At 71.9% G+C, this 18,327-nt stretch carries 17 protein-coding genes; 9 read left to right on the top strand and 8 right to left on the bottom strand.

Translation table 11 applies throughout. The annotated features are described in order from the left end of the window. Window positions 1–84: 84 nt before the first annotated feature. The 4 genes from ACPPVO_RS51885 (at window position 85) to ACPPVO_RS51870 (ending at window position 5,112) form a co-directional block, all read left to right on the top strand. A complete protein-coding gene (locus ACPPVO_RS51885; protein ID WP_426506678.1) occupies window positions 85–1,503 on the top strand; it encodes an RNB domain-containing ribonuclease in 1,419 nt (472 codons plus the stop codon). Window positions 1,504–1,576: 73 nt separating this feature from the next. Continuing rightward, on the top strand, window positions 1,577–2,269 hold the full coding sequence (npdG, locus tag ACPPVO_RS51880) for an NADPH-dependent F420 reductase (protein ID WP_426506677.1): 693 nt from the start codon (window positions 1,577–1,579) through the stop codon (window positions 2,267–2,269). Further along, on the top strand, window positions 2,266–3,465 hold the full coding sequence (locus ACPPVO_RS51875) for a cytochrome P450 (protein WP_426506675.1): 1,200 nt from the start codon (window positions 2,266–2,268) through the stop codon (window positions 3,463–3,465). Before npdG ends, ACPPVO_RS51875 begins: the two co-directional genes overlap by 4 nt. Before the next feature lie 51 nt (window positions 3,466–3,516). Beyond that, window positions 3,517–5,112, top strand: a complete 1,596-nt coding sequence (locus ACPPVO_RS51870) for a methyl-accepting chemotaxis protein (RefSeq protein WP_426506673.1) — start codon at window positions 3,517–3,519, stop codon at window positions 5,110–5,112. Window positions 5,113–5,229: 117 nt separating this feature from the next. Here the strand turns inward: ACPPVO_RS51870 and panB are convergent, their stop codons facing one another. After that, a complete protein-coding gene (gene panB, locus ACPPVO_RS51865) occupies window positions 5,230–6,063 on the bottom strand; it encodes a 3-methyl-2-oxobutanoate hydroxymethyltransferase (protein WP_426506671.1) in 834 nt (277 codons plus the stop codon). Window positions 6,064–6,170: 107 nt separating this feature from the next. Continuing rightward, window positions 6,171–6,626: a hypothetical protein gene (locus ACPPVO_RS51860; RefSeq protein ID WP_426506669.1), complete on the bottom strand. Its 456-nt coding sequence runs from the start codon at window positions 6,624–6,626 to the stop codon at window positions 6,171–6,173. Window positions 6,627–6,758: 132 nt separating this feature from the next. Here ACPPVO_RS51860 and glnA (ACPPVO_RS51855) point away from each other — a divergent pair, with 132 nt between their 5' ends. Then, window positions 6,759–8,111, top strand: coding sequence for a type I glutamate--ammonia ligase (gene glnA, locus ACPPVO_RS51855; RefSeq protein ID WP_426506668.1), 1,353 nt, complete (start codon window positions 6,759–6,761; stop codon window positions 8,109–8,111). On the opposite strand, the gene ACPPVO_RS51850 is transcribed toward glnA (ACPPVO_RS51855), so the two are convergent. Together ACPPVO_RS51850 and ACPPVO_RS51845 are read right to left on the bottom strand one after the other, a co-directional pair. Continuing rightward, window positions 8,112–8,825 carry a ferredoxin reductase gene (locus ACPPVO_RS51850; protein WP_426506667.1) on the bottom strand — a complete coding sequence of 238 codons (714 nt, stop codon included), beginning with the start codon at window positions 8,823–8,825 and terminating at the stop codon, window positions 8,112–8,114. It abuts the gene before it with no gap. Further along, window positions 8,795–9,394: a sulfite oxidase-like oxidoreductase gene (locus tag ACPPVO_RS51845; RefSeq protein WP_426506666.1), complete on the bottom strand. Its 600-nt coding sequence runs from the start codon at window positions 9,392–9,394 to the stop codon at window positions 8,795–8,797. The genes ACPPVO_RS51850 and ACPPVO_RS51845 overlap by 31 nt, the downstream gene beginning before the upstream one ends. Before the next feature lie 44 nt (window positions 9,395–9,438). Here ACPPVO_RS51845 and ACPPVO_RS51840 point away from each other — a divergent pair, with 44 nt between their 5' ends. Both ACPPVO_RS51840 and ACPPVO_RS51835 read left to right on the top strand, forming a co-directional pair. After that, window positions 9,439–10,227 (top strand): type 1 glutamine amidotransferase, encoded by a 789-nt coding sequence (locus ACPPVO_RS51840; RefSeq protein ID WP_426506664.1) that lies wholly within the window; start codon window positions 9,439–9,441, stop codon window positions 10,225–10,227. After that, window positions 10,227–13,139: a bifunctional [glutamine synthetase] adenylyltransferase/[glutamine synthetase]-adenylyl-L-tyrosine phosphorylase gene (locus ACPPVO_RS51835; RefSeq protein WP_426506662.1), complete on the top strand. Its 2,913-nt coding sequence runs from the start codon at window positions 10,227–10,229 to the stop codon at window positions 13,137–13,139. Before ACPPVO_RS51840 ends, ACPPVO_RS51835 begins: the two co-directional genes overlap by 1 nt. A 277-nt stretch (window positions 13,140–13,416) precedes the next feature. Here the strand turns inward: ACPPVO_RS51835 and glnA (ACPPVO_RS51830) are convergent, their stop codons facing one another. Continuing rightward, a complete protein-coding gene (glnA, locus tag ACPPVO_RS51830) occupies window positions 13,417–14,841 on the bottom strand; it encodes a type I glutamate--ammonia ligase (protein WP_426506661.1) in 1,425 nt (474 codons plus the stop codon). A gap of 178 nt (window positions 14,842–15,019) precedes the next feature. Between glnA (ACPPVO_RS51830) and ACPPVO_RS51825 the strand changes: the two genes are divergently transcribed. Further along, window positions 15,020–15,379: an RDD family protein gene (locus ACPPVO_RS51825; RefSeq protein WP_426506659.1), complete on the top strand. Its 360-nt coding sequence runs from the start codon at window positions 15,020–15,022 to the stop codon at window positions 15,377–15,379. A gap of 9 nt (window positions 15,380–15,388) precedes the next feature. Here ACPPVO_RS51825 and ACPPVO_RS51820 read toward each other — a convergent pair whose 3' ends face one another. Both ACPPVO_RS51820 and lipA read right to left on the bottom strand, forming a co-directional pair. Beyond that, the gene (locus tag ACPPVO_RS51820; RefSeq protein ID WP_426506658.1) at window positions 15,389–16,087 is read right to left on the bottom strand and encodes a DUF4191 domain-containing protein; all 699 of its coding nucleotides are present in this window, start codon (window positions 16,085–16,087) and stop codon (window positions 15,389–15,391) included. 24 nt (window positions 16,088–16,111) lie between these two features. Then, window positions 16,112–17,047: a lipoyl synthase gene (lipA, locus tag ACPPVO_RS51815; protein WP_426506656.1), complete on the bottom strand. Its 936-nt coding sequence runs from the start codon at window positions 17,045–17,047 to the stop codon at window positions 16,112–16,114. A 100-nt stretch (window positions 17,048–17,147) separates the two neighbouring features. Here lipA and ACPPVO_RS51810 point away from each other — a divergent pair, with 100 nt between their 5' ends. Beyond that, entirely contained in the window at window positions 17,148–17,717 is a 570-nt protein-coding gene (locus ACPPVO_RS51810; protein ID WP_426506655.1) for a DUF6928 family protein, read from the top strand. Here the strand turns inward: ACPPVO_RS51810 and lipB are convergent. Next, complete coding sequence (lipB, locus tag ACPPVO_RS51805) at window positions 17,701–18,321, bottom strand: lipoyl(octanoyl) transferase LipB (RefSeq protein WP_426514856.1); 621 nt, start codon at window positions 18,319–18,321, stop codon at window positions 17,701–17,703. The genes ACPPVO_RS51810 and lipB overlap by 17 nt on opposite strands. Window positions 18,322–18,327 lie beyond the last annotated feature (6 nt).

The raw sequence follows: 18,327 nt of genomic DNA, 5'->3' as shown, positions 1-18,327 counted from the left end.
GAGTCCCGGGCCGGTCCACGGCCCGGGAACGGTACCGGCCGTTCGCGTGATTTCCGGGGTGACCGTTGCTGGTAAGACTGACCCGTGACCGCCCGCCGAGTAATTGCCCCCCGCATCGATTTCAGCGCCCTACGCCACGAGCTCGAGCTGCCCGACGCGTTCTCCGACGCCGCGCAGCAGGAGGCCGAGGCCGCCGCGCGCCGGACGTTCGACGACCGGCCCGACCGGACCGAGCTCGAGTTCGTCACCATCGACCCGCCCACCTCCAAGGACCTCGACCAGGCCCTGCTCATCGAGCGCCGCGAGACCGGCTACCGGGTCTACTACGCGATCGCGGACGTCGCCGCGTTCGTCGAGCCCGGCGGGGCACTGGAGCGGGACACGTGGCAGCGGGGACAGACCGTGTACCTGCCCGACGGGAAGGTCCCGCTGCACCCGCCGGTGCTCAGCGAGGGCGCGGCGAGCCTGTTACCGGATCAGGTGCGCCCGGCGGTGCTGTGGGCGATCGACGTCGACGTCGAGGGCAACGCGACCGGGGCCGAGGTGCAGCGGGCGCGGGTGCGCAGCCGGGCCAAGCTCGACTACGAGTCGGTGCAGCGGGACGCGGACCAGGGCCGGCTGCATCCGTCGATCGCGCTGCTGCCCGAGGTCGGGAAGGTGCTCGTGGCCCGGGGGCTGGAGCGCGGGGCCGTGAACCTGCCGCTGCCCGAGCAGGAGATCGAGCCGGACGGCGACGGGTGGCGGCTCACGCTGCGGGCGCCGGTCGCGGTGGAGGAGTACAACGCGCAGATCTCGCTGCTCACCGGGATGGCGGCGGCGAAGATCATGCTCGCCGGCGGGGTCGGGCTGCTGCGCACCATGCCGCCGGCGCCGGCCGAGACCGTCGAGGCGCTGCGGCTGGCGGCGAAGGCGCTGGACGTACCGTGGCCGGAAAATGCGACGCCGGGGCAGGTCATCTCCGCCCTCGACCCCGCCCAGCCGCGGGCGGCGGCGCTGCTCGACCAGGCCGCCGAGATGATGCGCGGGGCCGGCTACACGCCGTTCGACGGGAGCCCGCCGGAGCAGCCGCTGCACGCCGCGGTGGCCGCGCCCTACGCCCACGTGACGGCCCCGCTGCGGCGCCTGGCCGACCGTTACGTCACCGAGGTGTGCCTCGCCCTCCACGCGGGCACAGCGGTCCCCTCCTGGGCGCGGGAGGCCCTGCCGAAGCTGCCGGAGGTCATGACGCGCACCGACCGGGTCGCGGGATCGGCCGAGCGCTCGGCCGTGGACCTGGTGGAGGCGACGCTCCTGCAGGGGCGGGTGGGCGAGACGTTCGAGGCCGCGGTGCTCGACGTCGACCGGGCCAAGCACCGGGCCGACATCGCGATCGACGAGCCGCCGGTGCGGGCCCGCTGCGAGGGGGACGTGCTGCCGCTGGGGGAGCGGATCGCGGTACGGCTCACGGAGGCCGACCCGGGCAAGCGGAAGGTGACGTTCCAGGAGATCGGGCCGCAGGGGTAGGTGTGGCGAAGTTGGCGGTGGCCGGGGTGGGTTCGCCTCCTCGGGGAGGATCGGCGAGAGGTACAACAGAGGCATGAGCTACGACCAGATCGAGCTGCCCGACGTCTCGGGGCTGTCCGTCGGCATCATCGGCGGGACCGGGCCTCAGGGGCGCGGCCTCGCGTACCGATTCGCCCGGGCCGGTCAGCGGGTCCTCGTCGGGTCCCGCTCCACCGAGCGCGGGGAGCAGGCCGCCGAGGAGCTGCGCGAGCTGCCGGGGGTGCAAGGGACGGTCGAGGGCGGCGACAACGCGTTCGCCGCGGGGGCCGACGTCGTCGTCATCGCGGTGCCGTGGGAGGGCCACGCGGCCACGGTCGCGGAGCTGGCGCCGCACCTGACGGGCGGGCGGATCGTGGTCGACTGCGTGAACCCGCTGGGGTTCGACAAGCAGGGGCCCTTCCCGCTGCGCGTCGAGGAGGGCAGCGCCGCCGAGCAGGCCGCGGGGCTCCTGCCCGAGGCGCGGGTGTGTGCGGCGTTCCACCACGTCAGCGCGGTACTGCTTGCGGATCCGGCCGTCGACGCCGTCGACCTGGACGTGCTGGTGCTGGGCGACGACCGCGACGCCGCGCTGCAGGTGCAGGCCCTCGCGGGGCGGATCAGCGGCATGCGGGGGGTGTTCGCCGGGCGGCTGCGCAACGCCGGGCAGGTCGAGGCGCTGACCGCGAACCTGATCGCCATCAACAAGCGGTACAAGGCGCACGCGGGGATCCGGGTGACGGACCTGTGACGGGGCCCGGCGGGTTCGACCCGTGGTCGGCGGAGTTCGTCGCGCGGCCGTATCCGGCCTACGCCCGGCTGCGCGAGGAGTCGCCGGTGCTGTGGTTCGAACCCAGCCGGCAGTACCTCATCAGCCGCCACGAGGACGTCAACGCGCTGCTGCGGGACCGGCGCCTGGGCCGCAGCTACTTGCACGTGGCCTCGCACGAGGAGATGGGCCGCACGGCTCCGCCGGAGTTCCAAGAGCCGTTCTGGACCCTCAACAACAACGGCATGCTCGACCGCGAGCCGCCCGACCACACCCGGCTGCGGCGGCTGGTCTCGCAGGCGTTCACCCCGCGCCGGGTGGAGGCGCTGCGGCCGTACGTCGAGCGCCTGGCGCACGAGCTGGTCGACGCGTTCGTGGCGCAGGGCGGGGGCGACCTCATCGCGCAGGTGGCCGAGCCGCTGCCGGTGACCGTCATCGCGGAGCTGCTCGGCGTGCCCGAGGCCGACCGGCACCGGCTGCGGCCCTGGTCCGCCGCGATCTGCGGGATGTACGAGCTGAACCCCTCGCGCGAGACGGCCGAGACGGCGGTGCGGGCGTCGGAGGAGTTCACCGACTACCTGCGCGCGCTGGCCCGGCGCCGCAAGGACGACCCGCAAGACGACCTGGTCAGTGCCCTGGCCGCGGTGGAAGGGCTCAGCGAGGACGAGCTCATCGGCACCTGCGTGCTGCTGCTCAACGCCGGCCACGAGGCCACCGTCAACGTGACCGGCAACGGCTGGCGGGCGCTGCTGCAGCACCCGGAGCAGCTGGCGCTGGTCCGGGCGGATCCGGGGCTCGCCGGCGCCGCGATCGAGGAGCTGATGCGCTTCGACACCCCGCTGCAGATGTTCGAGCGCTGGGTCTTCGAGGACATCGAGCTGCACGGCGTGCGGATTCCCCGCGGCAGCGAGGTCGCGCTGCTGTTCGGCTCGGCCAACCACGACCCGGCCGCGTTCGCCGACCCCGAGCACCTCGACGTGACCCGGCGCGACAACCCGCACATCTCGTTCGGGGCGGGCATCCACTACTGCCTCGGCGCCCCGCTGGCGCGCATCGAACTGGCCGCGTCGTTCGGCGCGCTGCTGGCCAAGGCGCCGAAGATGCGGCTGGTGAGCGACCCGGTGTACAAGCCGGGATACGTCATTCGGGGACTTGAGCACCTGGAGGTGGCGATTTAGGTTCAGAGTGCGTGGTCAGTGGCCGATATCACGGGTACACCTCCGGAATCCGTGATTGGGGTCTTCATGGCCGTCTTCGCCAATTTGGGCATCGCGCCGAAGATCGGCACTCTCTGCGCCGCCGGAATCATCGTCTCGGCGACCACGGGCACCGCCGCGCTGCTGTCCCAGCGCACGCTCAGCGACCAGGCCGACACCGTGCACGTGCTCGACGTCGCCAGCAGCCTGCTGCACCACCTCGACACGCGGGAGTCGGAGCTCAAGGTCGACGCGTACCGGGCGCTGGCCGAGCAGGACATCGCGGCCATCCTCAACGACCTGCCGGGCGACCTCGACTCCGTCACCGACACCATCGACAAGCTCGACGCGCTGGCGCTGCCGGCCGACGTCCGCACCGGCCTGGCCGGCATCAAGACCGACGCGATCTCGTTCAACGACTTCATCGGTACCTTCATCAAGGACGCCCAGGCCGACCAGTCCGCGGTGCGGCAGCGCGAGGGCGACATCGCCGACCGCAACCACGCGGTCGACGACAAGATCGGCGCGCTCGAGGACAAGCTCGACGAGCGGATCGGCCAGCAGCGCGAGGGCATGGCCGGGACCCGGACCCGGGCCCGCTGGACGACGTCGATCGCGCTGCTCATCGGCCTGGCGGTGTTCCTGGCCATCGCGATCCCGGTGGCGCGGGCCATCATCAACCCCGTGCGCAAGGTGCGCGCGGTACTCGACGCGCTCGCCCACGGCGACCTCACCCAGCACGCCGGCGTGACCGGGCGCGACGAGATCGGCCGGATGGCCGCGAGCCTGGACGCGGCCCTGGGGAGCATCCGAAGCTCGATCTCCGCCGTCAGTACCAGCTCGGACAGCCTCGCCGACGCCTCCCGCCAGCTGTCGAAGGTCAGCGAGGAGATCTCCGGCGCCGCGGGCTCGACGAGCCGCCGGATGCAGGACGCCTCGATGTCCTCCCACGAGGTCTCCCGGCACGTCAGCACGGTCGCGACCGGCGCCGAGGAGATGGGCGCGTCGATCCACGAGATCGCGCGCAACGCCGCCGACGCGGCCGGCGTGGCCTCGGGCGCGGTGCGCGAGGCGACCGTGGCGAACGAGAAGGTCGAGCGGCTCGCGGTGTCCTCGACCGAGATCGGCAACGTACTGCAGCTCATCACCTCAATCGCCGAGCAGACCAACCTCCTGGCGCTCAACGCGACGATCGAGGCGGCCCGCGCGGGGGAGTCGGGCAAGGGCTTCGCCGTCGTGGCCAGCGAGGTCAAGGACCTGGCGCAGGAGACGGCGAAGGCGACCGAGGACATCCGCCGGCGCGTGACGGCGATCCAGGCCGACACGGGCGTCGCGGCCGAGGCGATCCGCCGGATGGGCGACGTGGTGGAGGAGATCAACCAGTACCAGGCGACGATCGCCTCGGCCGTGGAGGAGCAGTCGGCCACGACCGCGGAGATGAGCCGCTCGGTCGCGGAGGCGGCCACGGGCGCGGAGAAGATCGCCGCGAACATCGCCGGCGTGGCCGACGCGACCGCGGCCACGACGCACGGCGTGGGCGCCGCGAAGGGCGCGGCCGCCGAGCTGGCGCAGATGTCCCAGGACCTGCGGCAGCTCGTGTCGCACTTCAAATTCGGACAAAAACCCTGAATCGCGTATATGGCCCGACAGGGTATAAATCCGATAAGTCGCGGCGCGGAGCGCCCGACTTATCGCGCAAAAGCGGCCGAGGCCGTCCCAGGCCCCGGCCGCCGTAGAAGAAAGAGCTCAGTCGAACGTGTGCTCCTGCGCCGGGAAGACACCCGTGCGGACCTCGTCCGCGAAGGCTCGCGTCGCGTCCGACAGCGCGCCCGCCAGGTCGGCGTACCGCTTCACGAAGCGCGGCGTCCGCCCCGTGCGCAGCCCGGCCATGTCCTGCCAGACGAGCACCTGCGCGTCGGTGTCCGCGCCCGCGCCGATGCCCACGGTCGGGATGCGCAGCTCGTGCGTGATGCGCTTGGCCACCTCGCCCGGCACCATCTCCAGCACCACCGCGAACGCGCCCGCCTCGGCCACCGCGTGCGCGTCCTCCACCACGTCCTCGGCCGCGTCGCCGCGGCCCTGCACGCGGAAGCCGCCCAGGGCGTGCTCGCTCTGCGGCGTGAAGCCGATGTGGGCCATGACCGGAATGCCGGCGCTCACGAGCGCGGCGATCTGCGGGGCCACGCGCCGGCCGCCCTCGAGCTTGACGGCGTGGCAGCCGCCCTCCTTCATGAAGCGGACCGCCGTGCGCAGCGCCTGCGCCGGGCCCTCCTCGTAGGAGCCGAAGGGCAGGTCACCGACGACGAGCGCGCGCCGGGTCGAGCGGACCACGGCCCGTACGAGCGGCAGGAGCTCGTCCTCCGACACGGAGACCGTGGACTCGTACCCGTAGACGTTGTTGGCGGCCGAGTCGCCGATCAGCAGGACCGGGATGCCGGCCTCGTCGAAGATGCCGGCGGTGTACTGGTCGTAGGAGGTGAGCATCGGCCACCGCTCGCCGCGCTCCTTGGCGGCGATCAGGTCGCGGGTGCGAATCCGGCGGTTGACGGCGCCGCCGTACAGGGACGGGATCTCGGACATCGACGTCCTCCTCGTTTCAATCCTCGAGGCCCCATCCGGGGTCCCCGGGCTCAACACCCCGATGGTCGCACCGTGAGCGGAGATTGTTACCGCGACGATGCGGTTTTTCACATTGCCGAAACCGGGATGAGATCGACGTCTCCTTGTGCGTTGCGCCATCGGGCGAGCTCAGGAAGTACACCCGCGGGCACGTCCGAAAGGGGATCGAGGACGGCCCGGCCCTCCTGTTCGGCCAGCGCCAGGAGCACCACCCGGTGCACCCTGGCCTGCAGGTTCGCCACGACCGGGGCGTCGAGGGTGAGCGCGGCCAGGAATGCGTCGAGGATCGGCTGGACCGGTTCGAACCGGAAGTCGAGGCCCGTGCGCAGCGCCAGGTCGCGGACCTCCGGCGCGACCTCGTCGCCGAGGGCCAGGCCGGTGACGTTGTCGGGGCCGAGCGCGTCGCAGGCGACGACGGCGGCCACGGCCGAGGCGAGGTCGCCGGAGATTTCCAGGGCGACGGGGCGCGACCGGGCGCGCTCCCGGAGCCGGTCCACGAGGGAGGGCCAGAGGTCGGTGGTCATGCCCCGGCTGTTACCCACTACGGCCCGTTCACGCCCGTGCCTGGTCGCATACGGTGGTCCGGTAACTTGTGTGTAATACGGGCGGGCGAGACTTGCCCGAAATTGGCCGTGGACAGCTGGTGGGGGCATCTCGTGGATCGTCAGCAGGAGTTCGTACTCCGCACGCTCGAAGAGCGGGACATCCGCTTCGTCCGGCTGTGGTTCACCGATGTGCTGGGCACCCTCAAGAGCGTCTCGGTCGCCCCGGCCGAGCTCGAGTCCGCCTTCGAGGAGGGCATCGGGTTCGACGGGTCCGCGATCGAGGGCTTCGCCCGGGTGTACGAGTCGGACATGGTCGCCATGCCCGACCCGACGACCTTCCAGGTGTTCCCGTTCGAGGGCGGCATGTCCGGCGAGAGCGCCCGCATGTTCTGCGACATCACGCTGCCCGACGGCTCGCCCTCGTGGGCCGACCCGCGCCACGTGCTGCGCCGGGCCCTGTCGCGGGCGGCCGAGAAGGGCTTCACCTTCTACACCCACCCCGAGATCGAGTTCTTCCTGCTGGAGAGCCTCGGCGAGCAGGGCTCGGTGCCGCTGCCGGTCGACACCGGGGGCTACTTCGACCACACGACGCACGCCGTCGCGCGCGACTTCCGCCGCCAGGCCGTGCTCGCGCTGGAGCGGATCGGCATCTCGGTCGAGTTCAGCCACCACGAGGTCGCGCCCGGGCAGCAGGAGATCGACCTGCGCTACGCCGACGCGCTCACCACGGCCGACAACATCATGACGTTCCGGCACGTCATCAAGGAGGTCGCGCTGTCCCACGGCGTGCACGCGACCTTCATGCCCAAGCCGTTCACCGAGCAGCCGGGCAGCGGCATGCACACCCACCTCTCGCTGTTCGAGGGCGAGCGCAACGCGTTCCACGACGCCAGCGACCCGATGAAGCTGTCGAAGGTCGGCCAGGCGTTCATCGCGGGGCTGCTCGTGCACGCCCGGGAGTACACGGCCATCACCAACCAGTGGGTGAACTCCTACAAGCGGCTGTTCCCGCAGACGCTGCCCAACCGGATCACCGAGTCGCCCGCGTACGTCTGCTGGGGCCACAAGAACCGCTCGGCGCTCGTGCGCGTCCCGGCCTACGGCAAGCCGAACTCGGCCCGCGTCGAGGTCCGCTCGCTCGACGCCGCCTGCAACCCGTACCTCGCCTACGCCGTCATGCTCGGCGCCGGCCTGCGGGGCATCGAGCAGGGCTACGAGCTGCCGCCCGGCGCCGAGGACGACGTGTGGGCCCTCAGCGACGGTGAGCGCCGCGCGGCCGGCTACGAGGCGCTGCCGGAGAACCTCTCCGAGGCGATCGACGTCATGGCCGGCTCGGAGCTCGTCGCCGAGGTGCTCGGCGAGCACGTCTTCGACTTCTTCCTGAAGAACAAGCGGACGGAGTGGGAGGAGTACCGCCGCGTCGTCACGCCGTTCGAGCGGGAGCGGTACCTCGGCATGATGTAGTCACCCGTAGCGCTCGGTCCTGATGCGGGATGCGTCGTGGCCGAGCGCGACGAGGATGTCGGCCACGGTCTCCACGAACCCGGTCGGCCCGCACACGAAGACGCTCGGCGCGAAGTCCTTCGGCCAGGCGCGGGTGTGCACGTCCGCGACCCCGATGCGCTTGTTGCGCACGCGGGTGTGGATGTACTGCACATCGAGCCCGCCGTCGTCGCGCGCCCGGCGGCGGAGCTCGTCGGCGTAGATCGTGTCCTCGGGGGTCCGGACCGAGTACAGCAGCTTGAACGGGGTCTTCGAGCCCACCTCGCCCCGCGCCCGGACCATGCTCATCAGCGGTACGACACCGGACCCACCGGCGATCAGCTGTACCGGCGCCGGGTCCGCGGGCCGCCACACGAACCACCCGCCGACGGGCCCGCGAACCTCGACCGGCCAGGAAATGTCGTAAATGTCCGTCAGGTACGGCGAGACCTCGCCGCCGTCCAGCCGCTGCACGGTGATCTCCAGGCCCGAGGCCGACGCGATCGAGTAGCTGCGCTGGGCCTGGTACCCGTCGGGCGCCGTGAGCCGCACGTCGACGTGCTGGCCGGGCACGTGGCCCGGCCAGCCTCCGTCGACGTCGAAGACCAGCGTGCGTGCGGTCGGCGTTTCCTGCCGAATTGCCCGGAGGGCCGCCTTACGCCAGGTCAGTCGCCCTGGTACCGCTGCTCGCGCCATGGGTCTCCGTAGTTGTGATAGCCGGCCTCCTCCCAGAAGCCCGGCTCGTCCTCCAGCATCATCCGCAGCTTGTGGAGCCACTTCGCGGACTTCCAGAGGTACAGGTGCGGCACCAGCAGTCGCGCGGGCCCTCCGTGTTCGGGGGTCAGCGCGCCGCCCTCGTACCGGTACGCCACCCAGGCCTGCCCGTCGACGAGATCCTCGAGGGGGAGATTGGTGGTGTACCCGTCGTAGGAGTGTGCCATGACGTAGTCCGCGGCCGTCTCGACGTCCTGCAGCAGGGTGTCGACCGCCACGCCCCGCCAGCCGGTGCCGAGCTTCGACCACTTCGTCACGCAGTGGATGTCGACGGTGACGTCCTCGTACGGCAGCGCGGTGAACGCGGCCCAGTTCCAGGACTTCTCCTCGCCCGTCTCGGTGGTGATCACGAACTCCCACCGCTCGGTGCGGACCTTCGGCGTCGGCCCGGCGGACAGCACGGGGAAGTCGTGGGCGAGGTACTGCCCGGGCGGCAGCTGCGGGCCGCCCCCGCGGCGCAGCCCTTGGAATCCCGGCGTGATGATGCTCATGCGCCCATCCTCCCCCCTGCACGGCCGATGGATATTGTCAGAGGGTGACGATCGGGAACCTCACCCTCGTGGTCGAGAACGACCCCTCCGACGGCCCGGGCCGGCTCGGCGACTGGCTGACCGAGGGCGGCCTGCAGCTCCAGGTCGTCCGGCCGCACGCCGGCGAGCCGCTGCCCGAGACCCTCGACGGCTACGCCGCGCTGGTGGTGCTCGGCGGCGAGCAGGACGCCTTCCCGGACGAGGCCGGCGAGCGGGGCGCGCCCTGGTTCGGGCAGCTCGACGGGCTGATGCGCAAGGCGGTCCGGCACCGGGTCCCGACCCTGGCGATCTGCCTCGGCGCCCAGCTGCTCGCCAACGCCCACGGCGGCACCGTCGAGCGCAGCGCCGCCGGGCCGGAGATCGGCGTGCGGCTCGTCGCCCGCCGCGACGTCGCCGACAACGACCCGATCTTCGCCGCCGTCCCGTTCGCCCCGGACGTGTTCCAGTGGCACCGCGACGAGATCGTCGAGCTGCCGATGCACGCGACGCTGCTGGCCGCCTCGACGCACTACCCGGTCCAGGCGTACCGCCTGGGCACCGCCGCCTGGGGCCTGCAGTTCCACATCGAGTGCGACCTGCGGATGTTCGCCGACTGGGCGATGGAGGGCGTGCAGACCCTCGTCGAGCTGGACATCGACCCGGTCGAGATGCTGGAGCGGGTCGAGGGGGCGCTCGACGACGTCGCCGACGTCTGGCGGCCGTTCGCGCAGCGGTTCGCGGCCGTGGCGCTGGGCCGCACGCCCCGCGCCGGCGAGGGCGGGCTGCGCTCCCTGCCGCTGATCGGGCCGCGTTGATGGACCCGATCAAGGCCAGCCCGGCGCACCTGGCCCGGTTCGGGTTCACCGACAACGGGCGCACCGAGGCGATGGCCGGCCCCGACGGGCTGCGGCTGTGGGACCCGGACGCACGCCGCCCCGCCGACGACGAGACCGCGGCCGTGCTCGACACGCTGTACTTCGCCGCCGACCCCGACCTCGCCCTGTTCCAGCTGCACCGGCTCGTCGAGGCCGCGGGGGAGGAGGTGCGCGACGCGGTCCTGGCCGACCGCACCCTGCGCCGGCGGCTCATCGGCGTGCTCGGCGTCTCCGCGACCCTCGGCGACCTGCTCGTGGCCAACCCCGACGAGTGGCGCGAGCTCGTCGGCGAGCAGCGCCAGCGCGCGGCCGGCTACGAGACCCGGGACGTGTCCACGGTGCCGTTGCTGCGCAGTGGGTACCGCCGCGAGCTGCTGCGCATCGTGGCCGCCGATCTCACCGGGGCCGCCGACGTGGAAGTCACGATGCGGCGCCTGACCGAGCTCGCCGACGCGACCCTGCAGGCGGCGCTGACCATCGCCGTCGCCGAGCGGGGTGACGACGAGTGCCGGATCGCCGTCGTCGCGATGGGCAAGTGCGGCGGCCGGGAGCTCAACTACGTCAGCGACGTCGACGTGGTGTTCGTCGCCGAGCCGGTGGGCGGGGCCGACACCGAGACCGCGATGCGGGCCGGCAGCGCGCTGGCCGCCCGGATGATGGAGATCTGCGGGGTCGTGGCCTGGCCGGTCGACGCCGCGCTGCGCCCCGAGGGCAGCCGCGGCGCCCTCGTGCGGACCGTCGCCTCGCACCTGGCGTACTACCGCAAGTGGGCCAAGACCTGGGAGTTCCAGGCGCTGCTCAAGGCCCGCCCGGCCGCCGGCGACCTCGAGCTGGGCGAGCAGTGGCTGGCCGAGCTGCGGCCGCTGATCTGGTCGGCCGCCGAGCGCCCGGAGGCCGTCGACGAGGTCCGCGCGATGCGCCGCCGGATCATCGAGGCGATCCCGCGGGCCGAGGTCGACCGGGAGATCAAGCGCGGCCCGGGCGGGCTGCGCGACATCGAGTTCGCGGTACAGCTGCTGCAACTCGTGCACGGCCGGGCCGACGAGTCCCTGCGCACCCCGACCACCCTCGCCGGCCTGCGGGCGCTCATCGAGGGCGGCTACGTCGGGCTGGCCGACGGCGAGGCGCTGCTGCGCGCGTACCGCTTCCTGCGCGTCGTCGAGCACCGCCTTCAGCTGCAGCGCCTGCGCCGCACGCACACCGTGCCCGACGACCCCGACGGCCTGCGCTGGCTCGCCCACGCGCTCGGCTACCGCCCCAACGCGGCCCGCGACGCCGTGGAGTCGTTCCGCGCCGAGTGGGTCCGCCACGCCGGCGAGGTCCGCCGCCTGCACGCCAAGCTCTTCTACCGGCCGCTGCTGGAGGCGGTCGCGCGCGTCCCCACCGAGCAGCTGCGGCTCACCCCCGACGCCGCCCGGGCCCGCCTCGACCTGCTCGGCTTCGCCGACCCGGCCGGCGCCCTGCGGCACATCGAGGCCCTCACCGGCGGCGTCTCCCGCACCGCGGCGATCCAGCGCCAGCTGCTCCCGGCGCTGCTGAGCGAGTTCGCCGACGCCCCCGAGCCCGACCGCGGCCTGCTGGCCTACCGCCAGGTGTCGGAGAAGGTCGGCAACACCCCCTGGTACCTGCGGCTGCTGCGCGACGAGGGCCCGGTCGCGCTGCGCCTGGCGCGGCTGCTGGCGCTGTCGCGGTACGTGACCGACCTGCTCATCCACGACCCGGAGGCGCTGCGCCTGCTGGCCGACGACGCCGAGCTGGTTCCGCGCAGCGCTGAGGTCCTCACCGAGGGCTTCGCGGCCGCCGCGGCCCGCCACGGCGACCCGGAGACCGCCATCAACGCCGTGCGGGCGCTACGCCGCCGCGAGCTGTTCCGCATCGCCTGCGCCGACCTGCTCGGCCTGCTCGATGTGACAGCGGTCGGCGACGCCCTCTCGGCCGTGATCGACGCCACCCTGCGCGCGACCCTGGGCGTGACGGCCGCGGCCGCCCCCGACCTGGAGTTCGCGATCATCGGCATGGGCCGCCTCGGCGGCGCCGAGACCAGCTACCCCTCCGACGCCGACGTCCTGTTCGTGTACGAGGCCCCGCCGGGCGCGGCCGACGACGCCGCCGCCCGGGCCGCCCTCACGATCGCCGAGGAGCTGCGCCGCCTGCTCTCCCGCCCGGCCCACGACCCGCCCCTGGGCGTCGACGCCGACCTGCGCCCCGAGGGCCGCCAGGGCCCCCTGGTGCGCAGTCTCGGGGCGTTCCGGCAGTACTACACCCGCTGGTCGAAGGTCTGGGAGGCCCAGGCCCTCCTGCGCGCGCGGGCGGTCGCCGGCTCCGAGTCACTCGGCGCCCGCTTCCTGGAGCTGGCCGACACGAAGCGGTACCCCCAGGGCGGCCTCACCCGCGAGCAGATCCAGGAGATCCGCCGCCTGAAGGCCCGCGTGGACAGCGAGCGCCTCCCGCGCGGCGCCGACCCCGCGACCCACACGAAGCTGGGCCGCGGCGGCCTGGCCGACGTCGAGTGGACCGTCCAGCTCCTGCAGCTGCAGCACGGCCACACCGTCCCGGCCCTGCGCACCCCGCGAACCCTGGCCGCCCTGACCGCGGCCACGGACGCGGGCCTGCTGTCGACGACCGACGCGGCCGAGCTGGAGGCGGCCTGGCGCCAGGCCTCGCGCGTGCGCAACCTGCTGACCCTGGTCCGCGGCCGCGCCACGGACCAGCTCCCGCGGCAGGGCCCGGACCTGGCCGCGGCGGCGGCGGCACTGGACCCGGGGGCGGAGCCGCAGGAGTTCCTGGACGAGTACCTACGCGTGGCCCGCCGGGCGCGAGCCGCCGTGGAACGCATCTTCGACGGCGCCTGACGCTCTCAGCGCCGGCGTCGTGCCACCTGGCGCTCGTACGGCACCGTGCCGGCCGAACGTGAGCCAGCACACGTTCGGCCGTCGCGGCCAAAGACCGCCCACCCCGCTGAAGCCGCTCGTTACCGAACAGCGACGCCGGGTGTGTACTCGGTGGCCGAGGTCGGCGACGACCCGGCGGGTAGTGCGTCGGCCAGGTTCTCGTCGATACCGCCCGAACGCGGAACGGCCCACCCCTGATCCGGGGCGGGCCGCTGCGGTCGTGCGGGACGTGCGGAGATCACACGTCGTAGTACATGGCGAACTCGTGCGGGGTCGGCCGCAGGCGGACCGGGTCGACCTCGTTCGCGCGCTTGTACGAGATCCAGGTGTCCACCAGGTCCTGCGTGAACACGCCGCCCTCGAGGAGGAAGCCGTGGTCGCCCTCGAGGGTGGTGAGCACCTCGTCCAGCGAGCCGGGGACCTGCTTGACGTTCGCGACCTCCTCCGGCGGGAGGTCGTACAGGTCCTTGTCGATCGGGGCCGGCGGCTCGATCTTGTTCTTGATGCCGTCCAGGCCGGCCATGAGCATGGCCGAGAACGCGAGGTACACGTTCGCCGACGGGTCCGGCACGCGGAACTCGACGCGCTTGGCCTTCGCGTTGGTGCCCGTCACCGGGATGCGGGTGCAGGCCGAGCGGTTGCGCTGCGAGTACACCAGGTTGACCGGCGCCTCGTAGCCCGGCACCAGGCGGCGGTACGAGTTGACCGTCGGGTTGGTGAACGCGAGCAGCGACGGCGCGTGGTGCAGCAGGCCGCCGATGTACCAGCGGGCCGTGTCCGACAGGCCGCCGTAGCCGGCCTCGTCGTAGAACAGCGGCTCGCCGCCCATCCACAGCGACTGGTGGGTGTGCATGCCCGAGCCGTTGTCGCCGAAGAGCGGCTTCGGCATGAACGTCGCGGTCTTGCCGGCCGCCCACGCCGCGTTCTTCACGATGTACTTGAACAGCTGCAGCTGGTCGCCGGCGTGCAGCAGGGTCGAGAACTTGTAGTTGATCTCGGCCTGGCCGGCGGTGCCGACCTCGTGGTGCGAGCGCTCGACGACGAAGCCGGCGCCCAGCAGCCGCTGGACGATCTGGTCACGCAGGTCGGCGTAGTGGTCGACCGGCGGGACGGGGAAGTAGCCGCCCTTGTAGGCGGTCTTGTAGCCCCGGTTGCCGCCCGGCTCTTCCTTGCCGGAGTTCCACCAGCCCTCGACCGAGTCGATGTAGTAGAACGCCTGGTTCGCCGACGTCTCGTGGCGGATCGAGTCGAAGATGTAGAATTCCGCCTCGGGGCCGAAGTACGCGGTGTCGGCGATGCCGCTCGACTTGAGGTACGCCTCGGCCTTCTTCGCCACGTTGCGCGGGTCACGCGAGTAGGCCTCGCGGGTGAACGGGTCGTGGATGAAGAAGTTGAGGGCGAGGGTCTTCTCGACGCGGAACGGGTCGATGAAGGCCGACGTCGGGTCCGGCAGCAGCAGCATGTCCGACTCGTGGATCGCCTGGAATCCACGAATCGAGGAGCCGTCGAACGCCAGGCCGTCACTGAAGACCGCCGCGTCGAAAGACTCGACGGGAACGTTGAAGTGCTGCATCACGCCCGGCAGGTCGCAGAAGCGAACGTCGACGAAGCGGACGCCCTCATCCTTCAGGTACCGCAACAGCTCTTCAGAATTGGCGAACACTCGTCCTCCAGGTCGCAGGCAGACCAGTCTGGTGATCACTTCAGTGTGAAGGTGTCTGGTTGGTCGCGACCGTAGAACTGCGCGATTGCCCCGGCATGTCTCGATTGTTTCCGCTGTGTTTCGCCGCGGCCGGCTCGGCCGAACGGCGGCGGCGCGTCGTTCGATAGTCTGACCCGTCGTGGAACCCGTGGAGATCGCGCCGGCCTCGCTCGCCCGCCGCTTCGGCGCGCTGCTGATCGACTGGATATCGTGCCTGCTGATCGCCGGGGCATTTGCGAGCCCGACCGATGAACCGTGGCTCGCGCCGGGGCTCTTCGTGGTCGTCTACGGGCTGTTTCTCGGGTTCTTCGGCCAGACGCTGGGCATGCGGCTCTTCCGCATCCGCTGTGTGTCCATGAACACAGGGGGTCCGCTGGGTGTACCGCGGGCGCTGCTGCGGGCGATCGTGATGCTCCCGCTGATCACCGCGCTGATCATGGACGAGAACCAGCGCGGCCTGCACGACCGGGCCTCGGGCTCCGTCGTGCAGGCCGTGTAGGACGGGCGCTCAGCGTCCGCGCATCGCCTTGAACTGCCCCTTCGGGGGCTTCATGTTCTTGGGCAGTGCGCCCCGCGGCATCTGCGGACGCGCCGAGAGCGCGGTGAGCCGCTTGTCGAGCGCGTTGACGTCCTTGGCCGTGATCGTGCGCGGCAGCCGGACGAGCAGGTTGCGCAGCTTGGCGAGGGGGATCTGGCCCTCCTCGTTGCCGACCATGTAGTCGCGCAGCTCGGCGTTGCCGATCACCTTGACCAGCCGGCGCCGCTCCTGGCCGATGAGCCCCTTGACCCGGCCCGGGTTGCCCTCGCCGATCAGGATCACGCCGGGGCGCCCGATGACCAGGTGCACCATGTCGAACTGCGTCGTGGACGCGATCGCCGGGCTGACCCGCCAGTCGCCGCGCATGTTCTCGATGATCGAGGCGGCGGCCCCGGGCTGGCCCTCGGCCTCCTTCATCATCGCCTTCTGCGAGCGCAGGTTGAGCACGATGACGGTGCCGAGCAGCGCCAGCAGGACGCCGAGCGGGGCCCAGATCCAGGACACGCCCAGCGCGATGGCGACGCCGACCGCGATCAGCGGCACGAGAACGACCGTCACCACGAGGGGCACGAACGCCTTGTCGCGCTTGGCGGTGAACGAGAACACCATGCCGATCTGCTTGAGCCGACTGAAGAAGGAAACCTTCTCCGGCTCCTGGGCCTTTGCCATGCCTCCGAGTCTAGAGGGACGACGTCAAGAGTTGAGAGCCCGGCTGTCCAGGGCCTGGCGGTAGAGGCGCCCGGCACGGTACGACGAACGCACCAGCGGCCCGCTCAGCACGCCCGCGAAGCCGATCTGCTCGGCCTCCTCGCGCAGCTCGACGAACTCCTCGGGCTTGACCCAGCGCTCCACCGGGTGGTGCCGCGGGGTCGGCCGCAGGTACTGCGTGATCGTCACGAGCTCGCACCCGGCCTCGTAGAGGTCCCGGAGCGCCTGCGACACCTCGGCCCGCTCCTCACCCATGCCGAGGATCAGGTTCGACTTGGTGACCAGGCCGTCCTCGCGCGCCTTGGTCAGCACGTCCAGCGACCGCTCGTAGCGGAACGCGGGCCGGATGCGCTTGAAGATCCGCGGCACCGTCTCGACGTTGTGCGCGAGCACCTCGGGCCGGGCGGCGAAGACCTCCTTGAGCTGCTGGGGGTCGCCGTTGAAGTCGGGGATGAGCAGCTCGACGCCGCACCCCCCGACCAGCGCGTGGATCTGCCGGACCGTCTCGGCGTAGAGCCAGGCCCCGCCGTCGGGCAGGTCGTCGCGGGCCACACCGGTCACGGTGGCGTACTTCAGCCCCATCGTCGCGACCGACTCGGCGACCCGGCGCGGCTCGTCGGCGTCGAACTCGGCCGGCTTGCCGGTGTCGATCTGACAGAAGTCGCAGCGGCGGGTGCACTGGTCACCGCCGATGAGGAAGGTCGCCTCGCGATCTTCCCAGCACTCGTAGATGTTCGGGCAGCCGGCTTCCTGGCAGACCGTGTGCAGGCCCTCGCGCTGGACGAGCCCCCGCAGATGTGTGTACTCGGGACCCATCTTGGCCGAGACCTTGATCCACGACGGTTTGCGCTCAATCGGCGTCTCCGCGTTACGCGCTTCGATGCGCAGCAGACGACGGCCTTCGGGAACAACGGCGGTCACGTTTCGAAGACTACGCCCGGCGACTGCCCAGGAACCGGGAACGCGATTGACGTCACTTCCCAGAGGTTTCCGAATCACTCGGGCAGGCAATAGGCCTGAGGTGGCGCTCAACGACACTCTCGTCGCGTTCTCCGACGGCAACCCGATCGATGTCCTGCGGTCCTACCCGGTGCTGGACAAACCGGCCACCCGCGCGCTCGCCGAGCGCCTCTTCCCGGACGCCCACGTCGAGGAGATCGGCGACGAGCTGCTGGTCGACGCCCTCAACCCGCCCGCCGACGTGGTCTTCGTCGGCTGTTTCTCGGGGCTCGACCTGGTGTGCAGCTGGGGCCTGACCCCGCGCCGCCCGTCCGAGCTCGACCCCGTGGTGCTGGCCGCGACCGAGCGGCGCCACGTGTACCTGCACGCCGCCCACAGCGACGCCGGCTGGTGCAGCTACGGGGTCTGGCGCGACGGCTCCCGGGTGCGCGCCGTGAGCGTGGGCGCCGACCCCGGCTCCAGCGAGGACGAGGGGGAGCCGCTGGGCTTCGAGCCGGCCGACCCGGACGAGATCAGCTGCTCCTCGATGCAGGGCCTGTTCGGCTTCGCCTGTGACGACCACGACCGGATGGACGACGTCGACCCCGAGCTCATCCCGGTCGTGGCCTACCGGATCAGCACAGCGTCGTGAGGTGCCGCTCCACGACCGGCAGGACCTCGGCGACGGTCACGTCCCGGCCCAGCTCGGCCGAGAGCGACGTCACGCCCGCGTCGCGGATGCCACAGGGCACGAAGATGTCGTACCGCGAGAGGTCGCAGTCCGCGTTGAGGGCGAACCCGTGCAGGGTGACCCCGCGGGCGACCCGGATGCCGATCGCCGCGACCTTGCGCTCCGGCCCGCGCTCGTCGGCCGGGACCCAGACGCCGCTGCGGCCCTCGACCCGGACCGTGGCGACCCCGAGCTCCGCGCAGACGTCCATGAGCAACTGCTCCATGCGCCGCACGTACGCCACCACGTCCACGGGATCGGGCAGCCGCACGATCGGGTAGCCGACCAGCTGCCCCGGCCCGTGCCAGGTGATCTTCCCGCCGCGGTCGACGTCGATCACCGGCGTGCCGTCGAAGGGCCGGTCGGCCGGCTCGGTGCGCTTGCCGGCCGTGTACACGCTCGGGTGCTCCAGCAGCAGCACCGTGTCGGGAGCCGCGCCGTCGGCGACCTCCGCGTGCACGCGCCGCTGCTCGGCGAGCGCCGCCTCGTAGTCCACGAGCCCGGCCCGGACGATCCGCATCCCCATCACGCT

It is taken from the genome of Dactylosporangium sp. McL0621 (assembly GCF_049995355.1).
Lineage (GTDB): Bacteria > Actinomycetota > Actinomycetes > Mycobacteriales > Micromonosporaceae > Dactylosporangium.
This window is presented reverse-complemented; position numbering and strand designations above follow the sequence as displayed.